Source organism: Pseudomonas extremorientalis, assembly GCF_001870465.1.
GTDB lineage: Bacteria > Pseudomonadota > Gammaproteobacteria > Pseudomonadales > Pseudomonadaceae > Aquipseudomonas > Aquipseudomonas extremorientalis.
In genome coordinates this window covers 173,694-186,698 of record NZ_MDGK01000063.1, presented here as the reverse complement: position 1 = coordinate 186,698, position 13,005 = coordinate 173,694, and the positions used below count along the sequence as shown (strand labels likewise).

Sequence of the window (13,005 nt, the reverse complement as noted above, 5' to 3'; positions counted from 1 at the left end):
CGCACCTCAATGTAGCGCAAAGGCGCGCAAGCGCACCTATTTAGTGCGTTGCGCCTGCTGTGCATATTAACTGGTTAAACCTTGAGCGATTTCCGCTATAATCCGCGCCCCCCTTTTTCAGCAGGCCCGGCGCGCGCTGTTTCCATGAAATTAATCGTTAAAGTCTTCCCCGAGATCACCATCAAAAGCCGACCGGTACGGACGCGTTTCATCCGTCAGTTGGCCAAGAACATCCGTGCCGTGCTCCGCGATCTGGACCCGGCTGTGGTGGTGAACGGCGTGTGGGACAATCTCGAGCTGGAAACCCGTGTCACCGAGCCCAAAGCCTTGAAGGACATGACCGAGCGCCTGAGCTGCATGCCGGGCATCGCGCACTTCCTGCAGGTGGATGAGTACCCGCTGGGCGACTTCGACGACATCACCGAGAAGTGCAAACAGCACTACGGCGACTCGCTTACCGGCAAGATCTTTTCGGTGCGCTGCAAGCGTGCCGGCAAGCACAGCTTCAGCTCCATGGATGTCGAGAAATATGTCGGCAGCAAGCTGCGTCGCGAGTGCGGCGCTGCCGGAATTTCCCTGAAAGCACCGCAAATTGAAGTGCGCATGGAAATTCGCGACCAACGGTTGTTTGTGATCCACAGCCAGCACAACAGCATCGGCGGCTACCCGCTGGGCGCTCTGGAACAGACCCTGGTACTGATGTCCGGCGGTTTCGATTCCACGGTGGCGGCCTACCAGATCATGCGTCGCGGCCTCATGAGCCATTTCTGCTTCTTTAACTTGGGCGGGCGTGCACACGAATTGGGCGTGATGGAAGTTGCGCACTTTATCTGGAAGAAGTACGGCAGCTCCCAACGCGTGCTATTTGTGAGCGTACCGTTCGAGGAAGTGCTGGGCGAAATTCTCGGCAAAGTCGATAACAGTCATATGGGCGTGGTATTGAAGCGTATGATGTTGCGCGCGGCCTCGCGGATCGCCGACCAGTTGCAGATCGACGCGCTGGTCACCGGTGAAGCGATCTCCCAGGTATCGAGCCAGACGCTGCCGAACCTGTCGATCATCGATTGTGTTACCGAGAAGCTGGTACTGCGCCCACTGATCGCCAGCCACAAGCAGGACATCATCGACCTGGCAGAGCAGATCGGCACCGCCGATTTTGCCAAGCACATGCCCGAGTACTGCGGGGTCATCTCGGTGAACCCCAAGACCCACGCCAAGCGTCACCGCGTGGAGCATGAAGAGAAAGAATTCGACATGGCGATTCTGGAGCGTGCGCTCGAGAACGCCAAACTGGTCCCGATCGATCGTGTCATCGACGAGCTGGGCCAGGACATCAAGATCGAAGAAGTCAGCGAAGCCCTGGCCGGCCAGATCGTCATCGACATCCGTCACCCGGATGCCGCTGAGGATGAGCCGCTGGAAATCGCCGGCATCGACGTACAAACGCTGCCGTTCTATGCATTGAACGCGCGTTTCAAGGAACTGGATAACAGCCGTCAGTACCTGCTGTATTGCGACAAAGGCGTGATGAGTCGCCTGCATGCCCACCATTTGCTCAGTGAGGGGCATGCCAATGTGCGCGTTTATCGACCGAGCTAAGAGCCCGGGGCTGTTTGCCTGTGGCCTGCGTCACCGGCCCCCCGACTCTGCCGTCAAGCTGTAACGGCAAGGCCTGACTCTACTGTTAATCGCTGCCACGACCTGTCAGCACACCGAATCCTCTGATCGAGATACACAAGTGATCGAAAATCTACGTAACATCGCCATCATTGCTCACGTTGACCATGGTAAAACCACCCTGGTAGACAAACTCCTGCGTCAGTCCGGCACCCTGGAGCGCAACGAGCTCAACGACGAGCGCGTGATGGACTCCAACGACCAGGAAAAAGAGCGCGGTATTACCATCCTGGCGAAAAACACCGCCATCAACTGGAACGGCTACCACATCAACATCGTGGACACCCCGGGCCACGCCGACTTCGGCGGTGAAGTAGAACGCGTAATGTCGATGGTGGACTCCGTTCTGCTGCTGGTTGACGCTCAAGACGGCCCTATGCCGCAAACCCGTTTCGTGACTAAGAAGGCCTTCGAAGCCGGCTTGCGTCCGATCGTGTGCATCAACAAGGTTGACCGTCCAGGCGCGCGTCCGGACTGGGTTCTGGACCAGATCTTCGACCTGTTCGACAACCTGGGTGCCACCGAAGAACAGCTGGACTTCAAAGTCGTCTACGCCTCGGCCCTGAACGGTATTGCCGGTCTGGACCACACCGACATGGCTGAAGACATGACCCCGCTGTACCAGTCGATCGTCGACAACGTACCTGCGCCGGCTGTTGACCGTGACGGTCCGTTCCAGATGCAGATCTCGGCACTGGACTACAACAGCTTCCTGGGTGTTATCGGCGTTGGCCGTATCGCCCGTGGTCGCGTCAAGCCGAACACCCCGGTTGTCGCTATCGGCGCCGACGGCAAGAAGCGCAACGGTCGTATCCTGAAGCTGATGGGCCACCACGGCCTGCACCGCATCGACGTTGAAGAAGCTGCAGCTGGCGACATCGTGTGCATCAGCGGTATGGACTCGCTGTTCATCTCCGATACCCTGTGCCACCCGGACGCGGTAGAAGCGATGAAGCCTCTGACCGTTGACGAGCCAACCGTTTCCATGACCTTCCAGGTAAACGACTCGCCTTTCTGCGGTAAAGAAGGCAAGTTCGTGACCTCCCGTAACATCAAGGAGCGTCTGGACAAAGAGCTGCTGTACAACGTTGCCCTGCGCGTTGAAGAAGGCGACTCGGCTGACAAGTTCAAGGTTTCCGGCCGTGGTGAGCTGCACCTCTCGGTACTGATCGAAACCATGCGTCGCGAAGGCTTCGAAATGGGCGTTGGTCGTCCTGAAGTGATCATCCGTCAAGTTGACGGCGTGAAGCAGGAACCGTTCGAAAACGTCACCATCGACACCCCTGAAGAATCCCAGGGCAAGGTCATGGAAGAGATGGGCCTGCGTAAAGGCGACCTGACCAACATGGTGCCGGATGGCAAAGGCCGTGTGCGTCTGGAATACAACATCCCTGCTCGCGGTCTGATCGGTTTCCGTAACCAGTTCCTGACCCTGACCAACGGTGCTGGCATCCTGACCTCGATCTTCGATCGCTACGACACCATGAAGTCCGGCGACATGTCCGGCCGTCAGAACGGTGTTCTGGTCTCGGTAGAAACCGGCAAGGCACTGACCTACTCCCTGGAAACCCTCCAGGCGCGTGGCAAGCTGTTCGTTGAGCACGGTCAAGAGATCTACAACGGTCAGATCGTTGGTCTGAACAGCCGTGACAACGACATGGGCGTCAACCCAACCAAAGGCAAGAAGCTCGACAACATGCGTGCTTCGGGTAAAGACGAAACCATCGCCCTGGTTCCACCTGTTCGCTTCACCCTGGAACAGGCCCTGGAATTCATCCAGGACGACGAGCTGTGTGAAGTCACGCCTAAGTCGATCCGCCTGCGTAAGAAGATCCTGGACGAAGGCGAGCGTACCCGCGCTGCCAAGAAAGCCAAGAACTGAGTTAACTCAGGCTGAATGAAAAACGCCCCCGGTCGAAAGGCCGGGGGCGTTTTTTTATGCCTGCAGGTTTTGTGGTGACTGTGCCGACCCTATCGGGGGCAAGCCCCCTCCCACATTTTGAACTGTGAACACTTTCAAGTGTGGGAGGGGGCTTGCCCCCGATAGGGCCCTTGAAAGCCCCGCAAAACCCTGATCAGAACTTGTCGAGGGTCTTGAACGTGGTCTCGCGCGCCACTTCCTTCGGCTTGTACGCGCAATATCCCGGACGCGGCCCGATCTTCGGGTGGTTGCGGCAGGTATCCGGGCGCTTGTCATAAATAGTGCAGAAGCGCGTCTTACGATCCAGGTACAGGCAATCGTTGTTGCTCATGCGCTGCAGGGTAAAAATCTCGGATTTGGAATTGAAGCGCTCGACGATGCCTTCCTTCTGCAAGCGCTTGGCGATGTTCTTCGGCGGGTCGCCACGCTCGAATTCATCGACGATGCCAATGCGGATCAGGTCCTTGATCTTCACTTCGACCGGCAGCGTGCAGCAGCTGGACACGCAACCACCGCACATATGCGCGGAATATTTCTGCCACGTTTCAAGACGGTCGAGTTCCGCGGCGGCGATCAATTGAGGCTTCATCAGGGTTCCAAAAGGTGGGGCTGTGTCCGGGCGCGCGATCATACCGGGATTGGTGATTTTTTGAACAATATTTTCTGGGTTTCAGCTCAAAGGCAGATCGGGCACGACCCCTGCATCTAATTCACACAACGGTGAATGCGTTAAAAAACTGCCGAACCAGCGCGTCTACCGCCTGTCAGACCGTCTAGGCTCTAGCAACTCCTTCTATCTCGCCCGAGGTCGCAATTGATGTCTCAGGAACCACTTGCACGAGAAGCAGAGGTAGCCGCATTCCGCGATGCCGTCTTGACCAAACTCACCTACGCGGTGGGCAAGGACCCGGATCACGCCTTCGACCACGACTGGTTCGAAGCCATTGCCCTGGCCGCCCGCGACCAGATGGTCGACCACTGGATGGACCATACGCGGCGTATCTACCGCAAAGGCCAGAAACGCGTTTATTACCTTTCCCTGGAATTCCTCATCGGCCGCCTGCTCTACGACAGCCTGAGCAACCTTGGCGTGCTGGAGATTGCGCGCGAAGCGTTGTCCGAGCTGGGCGTCGACCTGGAGCGTATCCGCCTGCTGGAGCCTGACGCGGCGCTCGGCAACGGTGGCTTGGGCCGCCTGGCGGCGTGCTTCATGGAAAGCATGTCGACCCTGGGCATTGCCGGCCATGGTTATGGCATTCGTTATGAGCACGGCTTATTCCGCCAGGCGATTGTCGATGGCTGGCAGCAGGAGCAGACCGAGCGTTGGCTGGATTTCGGCAACCCGTGGGAGTTCGAGCGGGCCGAAGTGATTTACCCGATCGGCTTTGGCGGCAGCGTCGAAACCTTGGCGGATGCCTCCGGCAAGATGATTCAGGTGTGGTCGCCCAACGAAACCGTCCGGGCCGTGGCCTACGACACTCCGGTCGTCGGCTGGCGTGGCGCCAGCGTCAACACCCTGCGCCTGTGGCGTGCCCGTGCGGTGGAAGACTTGCACCTGGAGCGCTTCAACGCCGGTGACCACTTGGGCGCTGTCGCCGAAGTGGCCCGGGCTGAAAGCATCTCCCGCGTACTTTACCCAGCCGACAGCACCGAAGCGGGGCAGGAACTGCGCCTGCGTCAGGAATACTTCTTTGTCTCCGCTTCATTGCAGGACCTGCTACGCCGTCACAAGAACATGCACGGCTCGGTGCTGAGCCTGGGCGAACACGCGGCGATCCAGCTCAACGACACGCACCCGTCCATTGCCGTGGCCGAGTTGATGCGGCAGTTGGTGGATTTGCACGATATTCCGTGGGAAGCAGCTTGGGACGTCACCGTTGAAACCCTTTCCTACACCAACCACACGCTGTTGCCCGAAGCCTTGGAAACCTGGCCTGTGGGCCTGATGGAACGCATGCTGCCCCGGCACATGCAGATCATCTACCTGATCAACGCCCAGCACATCGATTCGCTGCGCGCCAAAGGCATCCACGATTTCGATGTGCTGCGCGCCGTCTCACTGATCGAAGAAGATAACGGCCGCCGTGTGCGCATGGGCAACCTGGCATTCCTCGGTTCCCACAGCGTCAACGGCGTGTCCGGCCTGCACACACAACTGATGCGCAGCACTGTGTTCTCCGAACTGCACAAGCTGTACCCGGAGCGCATCAACAACAAAACCAACGGCATTACCTTCCGTCGCTGGTTGTACCAGGCCAACCCCAAGCTCACGTCCATGCTGGTGGAGGCGCTCGGTCCGGACATTCTCGACAAGCCCGAAGAGCGACTGCTGGAACTTGAACCCTTTGCCGAGAAACAGACATTCCGCAAGACGTTTGCCGAGCAACGTTTACACAGTAAGCGTGCACTGGCCGACATCATCCACGAGCGCCTGGGCATTGCAGTGAACCCGGCGGCGATGTTCGACGTGCAGGTCAAGCGTATCCACGAGTACAAGCGCCAACTGCTCAACCTGCTGCACACCGTGGCGCTGTATCAGGCGATCCGTGCCGAACCGGGCACCGACTGGGTGCCGCGCGTGAAGATCTTCGCGGGCAAGGCGGCGGCCAGTTACCACCAGGCCAAGTTAATCATCAAGCTGACCAACGACATCGCGCGCACCGTCAACAACGACCCGACCGTGCGCGGCCTGCTCAAGGTGGTGTTCCTGCCTAACTACAACGTCAGCCTGGCGGAAAGCATCATTCCGGCGGCGGACTTGTCGGAGCAGATCTCTACCGCCGGCTTCGAAGCCTCGGGCACCAGCAACATGAAGTTCGGCCTCAATGGTGCGCTGACCATCGGCACCATGGACGGCGCCAACGTTGAAATGCATGAGCGCGTGGGGGCCGAGCACATGTTTATCTTTGGCCTCAGCGCGCAGCAAGTGGAAGCCCGCAAACACGCCGGGGAGTTCAACGCCGGGCCGGACATCGCCGCCTCCCATCGGTTGAACGATGTGCTGCAAGCGATCCGCGGCGGGGTGTTCTCGCCGGATGATCCGGGCCGCTACGTGGGGTTGATCGATGGGTTGATCGACTACGATCGATTCCTGGTGTGCGCCGACTTCGATTCGTACTGGGACGCCCAGGCGCGGGTCGAGGCGCATTGGCATGATTCCAAGGCGTGGTGGCGTTCGGCGGTGCTGAATACGGCGCGCATGGGCTGGTTCAGCTCGGACCGGACGATCAGGGAGTACGCGACCGAGATCTGGAAAGCCCTCGACTAAACATCGCTGATCCAAAAATGTGGGAGGGGGCTTGCCCCCGATAGCAGCCTGTCAGTTTGCAGATATGTCGACTGGTGCACCGCTATCGGGCGCAAGCTCCCTCCCACATTGGTTCTGCCTCGATATACTGGGCGTCGGTTTGCCTAGGGAATATCGACCATGCAATGGATTTTCATGCTGATTGGCCTGGTGCTCGGCTTGACGCTCGATGAGTCGTTCAGCGATGCGGGCATCGGTGCGCTGTTGGGGCTGGGCATTGGCCAGGCGATCCGCCTGGCGAAGCTGTCCTCCCAGGTGGACCAACAGGCGCGTCAGTTGGAAACCACGCAGAAGTCGCTGATAGCGCTGGGTGAGCGCCTGCGGCAACTGGAAGTGCCTGCGCCTGCAACCAGCAGCGTGTTTGTCGAGCCCGCCGTTGCAGAACCCACCCCCGTCGCCCAAACGCCTGAGCTGGTCTGGGAGCTGCCTGCCGAGCTGACACCTGTGACCATGGTCGCCGAAGCGAGCCAGCCGCTGCCGGATGATGTGTGGGCACCGGCTGCGTCGTCGTCCCCTAAAGAACCTGCCATCCCGCGTGGCCCCAACCTTATCGAGCGTGCCCTCAACGGTGCACGCAATTGGCTGTTTGGCGGCAACACGGTGCTGCGCGTCGGGGTGGTGCTGCTCTTTCTCGGCCTCGCGTTCCTGCTGCGCTACGCCACCGAAGGCATGGTGGTGCCGATCGAGCTGCGTTATGCCGGTGTGGCTGCGGCTGCGGTGGGCCTGCTGGGCCTGGGCTGGTGGCTGCGGCTGCGCAACAGCAACTACGGGTTGATGCTGCAGGGCGCGGGCATTGCGGTGTTGTACCTCACGGTGTTTGCGGCGATGCGTGTGCATCTGCTGATCGATCCCGGCGCGGCAATGGGGTTGCTGGTCGCCGTCACGGTATTTTCAGCGATCCTGGCGATCACCCAGGATGCCCTCGGCCTCGCCTGTGCGGCGGCTTTGGGCGGTTTTGCGGCACCGATCCTGGTATCGACCGGCGCCGGAAGCCATGTGGCGTTGTTCAGTTACTTTGCATTGCTCAATGCCGGCATTCTCGCGATTGCCTGGTTCAAGGCCTGGCGCCTGCTGAATGTGATCGGCTTTGTGGGCACCTTCGGGATCGGTTTTGCCTGGGGTATGCGTTCCTACACGCCGGAGCTGTTGTGGAGCACCGAGCCGTTCCTGCTCCTGTTTTTCGCGATGTACCTGGCAATCGGCCTGTTGTATGCCTGGCGCAAGTTGCTGGAGATGGGCGAGGGCGACAACCTGGGTACGCAATTGCGCAAGGGCGACTATGTCGACGGCACCTTGTTGTTCGGCCCGCCGCTGGTGGGCTTTGGCTTGCAGTTCGCGCTGGTGCAACACCTTGAGTTCGCCGCTGCGTTCAGTGCGCTGGGCCTGGGCATTATTTACATGGTCTTGGCCCGTGTATTCAGTGGTGGGCGCGCCGGGCTCCTGACGGAAACCTGTCTGGCCCTGGGGGTGATCTTCGCCAGCCTGGCCATTCCCTTGGGCCTCGATGCACGCTGGACCGCTGCGGCGTGGGCTGTCGAAGGCGCCGGGATCTTCTGGCTCGGCCTACGCCAGCATCGCCCCGTGGCGCGGGCGTTCGCCTTGCTGTTGCAACTGGGTTCGTTGCTCGCCTTCCTCAGCGAACTGCGCGATGGCCAGGACACCTTGCTGCTGGGCCCTCCATTAGGGGCGTTGTTGCTGGGCGCCGCACTGTTGTTCAGTTTTTACCAACTACACAAAGCCGCGCCGGAGCAGAGCCGGCGTTGGGAGCGTCTCGGCGCTCCAGGGCTCGCCATACTCGGCCTGGGTTGCGCCTACCTGCTGGCGCCGCTGTTGTTTTCAACCCAAGGCAGCATCGTCAGTTGGGCAGTTGCGGGCCTTGCGACCCTATGGGTGGGCCAGCGTATCGGCTCGCCGGTGGTAGTGCGCTGTGGCATTGCTGTGCAAGTCCTTTCGGGCGCGCTGTTTGCCCTCGACCCCGTGAGCAATGCCTGGACGCCGATGATCATTGCCTTGGCGGCAATGCCCGGCGCCTGGCGCTTGCCCCGTGGCCGTTTGTCCTCAGCTCTGCTGGCCTGGGGTGTGGCGTGGTGGGCGCTGGCGGTAATCATTGAAGTGTGGCGCTTGGCGCCTGTACCTTTGCACGCTGCACTGTTGCTGCTGGCGGCTGCGCTGAGCGGGGTGATCTGGACGTTACTGGCGCTGCGTTTGCGCTGGGTGGCGTTGGGTCTCCCCAGCACGTTGCTGATGCCTGCGGCGGGCCTGGTGTTGTGGGACGCATGGACCGAGTATTACCACCCAGCCGCGCAGTTCGGCTGGCTGGCCTGGCTGGCGGTGTTCGGGGTGCATTTCATCTCGCTGCGACGTTTGGCGGCACTGGTGCCTGGAAAGGTCTTAAGCGCGGCTCATGTACTGGGCTGCTGGATGCTGATCGGCGTACTGGCACTGGAACTGCGCTACGGCTTGCTGATGCTCTCGAGCGAATACAACGCCTGGCGCTGGCTGGGCTGGGCGATCCTGCCAAGCCTGTACCTGGTGCTGGCCGCCGCGCCGCGCAGCTGGCCGTGGCCTGTTTCCGCGTACCCAAGGGAATACCGCGTGCTCGCCGCATTGCCGCTGGCGGTGCTGTTGCTCGGTTGGTTCTGGCTGGCGAACATCTTCAGTGACGGCACTGCCAAGCCGCTGCCCTATCTGCCCATGCTCAATCCGCTGGACCTGGGCCTGCTGTTCGCGTTGCTGGGCATTTACCTGTGGTCGCGCAGCGCCGCGCCGCAGCGGGGGCCGCGTGTCGAGTCGATCGCCCAAGGTGTCGCGGGGCTTTCGCTGTTCGCCTTCTTTACCGCGCTGGTGATGCGCACGGCCCACCATTGGGGCGACGTGCCGTTTCAATGGTATGCCTTGCTGGAGTCGATGCTGGTACAGGCCGGCCTGTCGATTGTCTGGACCCTGATCGCCCTCGGCCTGATGATCGGCGGCCACCTGCGCCATCGTCGTGAAGTGTGGCTGATCGGCGCGGCACTGATTGCGGTGGTGGTGGCCAAGCTGTTCTTCGTCGAATTGAGTAACCGCGGCGGCCTGGCGCGGATCGTGTCGTTTATCGGCGTGGGCGGGTTGTTGCTGGTGGTGGGCTATTTTGCACCGCTGCCGCCCAAACGTATTGAAACTGAGGGAGCGTCTTCTTGATAGGCAAGCTGAGTCTGAGTGGGTTAACGATATGGATGCTGTGCTCGGTGGCGTTTGCTCAAGAGCGGCCGGCTGATTTCGCCACCCAGGTGCCGCTCGCCGTGAGCGGCACTGGCCCCTGGTATCGCCTGGACCTGCCGTTGGCGGTTCAACTGAATGCACGCCAGGCCGATCTCAGCGATGTGCGAGTGTTCAACGCCGCCGGTGAACCCCAGGCCTATGCGCTGTCGCGCCAGTCCGCGCAACGCTCCGAGAGTCGCAACGTCACTGACGTGAAGTGGTTCCCGCTGTACGCCGCCGACACTCAAACAGCGTTGCCCGACGTGGTGATGAAGGCCTCTACCACAGGCACCTTGGTGGAAATCACCCCATCCACTGCACCCAAACCCGGCAAGCAAGTACTGCGCGGCTGGGTGTTGGACGCCAGCGCGATCAAGGCGCCCTTGCAGCAATTGACCCTGGACTGGAGCCGCGAGCAAGAGGGCTTCCAGCGTTTCAGCATCGAGGCCAGTGATGACTTGCAGCACTGGGACGCCTGGGGCGATGGGCAGGTGGCGCGCTTGTCGTTTGCCGACGAACGGGTCGAGCAACATGACGTGAACTTGCCCGGGCAATCGGCGCGCTACCTGCGTCTGGTCTGGCAGGGCCAGGCGGCGCCGTTGCTGACCTCGGCCAAACTGGTGAGCGCTACCCGCAGCAGCGTGCCGCTGCCGTTGGTGTGGTCGCAGCCGTTCACGGGTACGCGGCTTGGCGCCGGGGAATACAGTTGGCAGTTGCCGGCAGGGGTGAGCATCGAACGCTTGCGCGTCGAGTTGAAGCAACCCAACACGCTGGCGCCCGTGACGTTATCCGGTCGAAGGGACAGCAAGCAGGCATGGCAGCCGTTGAGCAATGGTCTGTTGTATCGCCTGACCCAGAATGGCCAGGACGTGGTGCAGGACGAACTGCAATTGCCGGGGCAAACGGTGGCCGAGCTCAAATTGCAGGTAGATGAGCGCGGTGGCGGCCTGGGCGTCGAGGCGCCCGCGCTGCGCTTTGCAGTGCGCGCCACGCAGTTGGTGTTCCTGGCGCGGGGTGAGCCACCGTTTACGCTGGCGCTGGGCAATGCGTCGGCCAAGGCCGCGAGCTTGCCGCTCTCGACCTTGATCCCGGACTACAAACCCGAGCGCTTCAAGACGCTGGGGCAGGCCAAGGTCGCCGGGGAAGTCGCGGTCACACCGGTTGCGATGGTAGCCGCTGCCGATCCCGGGACGAACTGGAAAAAGCTCGGGCTCTGGGCCGTACTGCTGCTCGGCGTGGCGGCACTGGGCGCCATGGCCTACAGTTTGCTGCGCAAGCCGCCGGCGGCACGTTAAATAAAGTCCATGAACTCTATTGGGTTTAAATCCTCTGATAGGAGGAAATACGCCCCGACTCGCGTTAAACTGCGCGGGTTTTCAAGCCCCCCATTCTCCGGAGCCTTACATGTCCCGCGTTACCTTGAGTCGCTATTTGATCGAGCAGACCCGCAGCAACAACACGCCTGCCGATCTGCGCTTCCTTATCGAAGTGGTGGCGCGTGCTTGCAAGGAAATCAGCCACGCCGTGTCCAAAGGCGCACTGGGTGGTGTCCTGGGCAGCATGGGCACTGAAAACGTGCAGGGCGAAGTGCAGAAGAAGCTCGACGTCCTGTCCAACGAAATCCTGCTCGAAGCCAACGAATGGGGCGGTCACCTGGCCGGCATGGCGTCCGAAGAAATGGACAATGCCTACCAGATCCCCGGCAAATACCCGAAAGGCGCGTACCTGCTGGTATTCGACCCACTGGACGGTTCGTCCAACATCGATATCAACGCACCGGTCGGCACCATCTTCTCGGTACTGCGTTGCCCGAATGAATACCTGAGCCAGAACGAAGCGCTGAACGAAAAAGCCTTCCTGCAGCCAGGCACCGAGCAGGTCGCTGCCGGCTACGCGATCTACGGCCCGCAGACCATGCTGGTGCTGACCCTGGGTGATGGCGTCAAGGGCTTCACCCTGGACCGTGAAATGGGTAGCTTCGTACTGACCCACGAAGACATCTCCATTCCTGCGTCGACCCAGGAATTTGCGATCAACATGTCCAACCAGCGCCACTGGGAAGAGCCGGTGAAGCGCTACGTCAACGAGTTGATGGAAGGTGAGGAAGGCCCGTTGAAGAAAAACTTCAACATGCGCTGGGTGGCCGCGATGGTCGCCGACGTGCACCGCATCCTGACCCGTGGTGGCCTGTTCATGTACCCACGCGACAGCCGCGAGCCGTCCAAGCCGGGCAAACTGCGCCTGATGTACGAAGCCAACCCGATGTCGTTCCTGGTTGAACAGGCGGGCGGCGCGTCCACCGACGGCCATCAGCGCATCCTCGACATTCAGCCGGAAGGCCTGCACCAGCGTGTGGCGGTGTTCCTGGGGTCGAAGGAAGAAGTCGAGCGTGTGACGGCTTACCACAAGAAGTAAGCTGCGGCGACAAGTGACTGGTGTTGTTGTGAGCCGGTTCACCGTTGAAGAAGCCCCGAAACGTTTCAGCGTTTTCGGGGCTTTTTTGTTTTCGCTCATCGGGAACCAGACACCTCTTTTCCCTTCTAAGCTTCTGGCAGATACCCACGCTGCTTCGTCCCTCCAGGAGTGTTTCCATGTCGTTACGCCGTCTCGCTTTGCTGGCTTTTTGCGTGCTGTTGGCCGCTTGCAGCAAGGTCAACCAAGAAAACTATCAAAAATTGTCGGCTGGCATGGCCAAGGCTGAGGTGGAGTCGTTGCTGGGCAAGCCGACCGATTGTTCCGGCGCACTGGGCATGTCCAGTTGCACCTGGGGCGATAAAAACAGCTTTATCAGCGTTCAATATGCCGGTGACAAGGTTCTGATGTTTTCCGGGCAAGGCCTGAAGTAAACCGGGGCGCAAGC

8 protein-coding genes are annotated in these 13,005 nt (G+C 60.6%); 7 read left to right on the top strand and 1 reads right to left on the bottom strand.

Annotated features, from left to right (window positions below):
* Positions 1-144 precede the first annotated feature (144 nt).
* Together thiI and typA are read left to right on the top strand one after the other, a co-directional pair.
* On the top strand, positions 145-1,599 hold the full coding sequence (gene thiI, locus BFN10_RS27810) for a tRNA uracil 4-sulfurtransferase ThiI (RefSeq protein ID WP_071492415.1): 1,455 nt from the start codon (positions 145-147) through the stop codon (positions 1,597-1,599).
* A gap of 139 nt (positions 1,600-1,738) precedes the next feature.
* Entirely contained in the window at positions 1,739-3,559 is a 1,821-nt protein-coding gene (gene typA, locus BFN10_RS27805) for a translational GTPase TypA (protein ID WP_058423717.1), read from the top strand.
* Positions 3,560-3,752: 193 nt separating this feature from the next.
* Here the strand turns inward: typA and BFN10_RS27800 are convergent, their stop codons facing one another.
* A complete protein-coding gene (locus BFN10_RS27800; RefSeq protein ID WP_071492414.1) occupies positions 3,753-4,187 on the bottom strand; it encodes a YkgJ family cysteine cluster protein in 435 nt (144 codons plus the stop codon).
* A gap of 228 nt (positions 4,188-4,415) precedes the next feature.
* Here BFN10_RS27800 and BFN10_RS27795 point away from each other — a divergent pair, with 228 nt between their 5' ends.
* The 5 genes from BFN10_RS27795 (at position 4,416) to BFN10_RS27775 (ending at position 12,991) form a co-directional block, all read left to right on the top strand.
* Positions 4,416-6,866, top strand: coding sequence for a glycogen/starch/alpha-glucan phosphorylase (locus BFN10_RS27795; RefSeq protein WP_071492413.1), 2,451 nt, complete (start codon positions 4,416-4,418; stop codon positions 6,864-6,866).
* 159 nt (positions 6,867-7,025) lie between these two features.
* Complete coding sequence (locus BFN10_RS27790; protein ID WP_071492412.1) at positions 7,026-10,085, top strand: DUF2339 domain-containing protein; 3,060 nt, start codon at positions 7,026-7,028, stop codon at positions 10,083-10,085.
* Positions 10,085-11,440: a DUF3999 domain-containing protein gene (locus BFN10_RS27785; protein WP_071492537.1), complete on the top strand. Its 1,356-nt coding sequence runs from the start codon at positions 10,085-10,087 to the stop codon at positions 11,438-11,440. Before BFN10_RS27790 ends, BFN10_RS27785 begins: the two co-directional genes overlap by 1 nt.
* A gap of 109 nt (positions 11,441-11,549) precedes the next feature.
* Complete coding sequence (locus BFN10_RS27780; protein WP_003187818.1) at positions 11,550-12,560, top strand: class 1 fructose-bisphosphatase; 1,011 nt, start codon at positions 11,550-11,552, stop codon at positions 12,558-12,560.
* 176 nt (positions 12,561-12,736) lie between these two features.
* Positions 12,737-12,991, top strand: coding sequence for a lipoprotein (locus tag BFN10_RS27775; protein WP_033897714.1), 255 nt, complete (start codon positions 12,737-12,739; stop codon positions 12,989-12,991).
* Positions 12,992-13,005 lie beyond the last annotated feature (14 nt).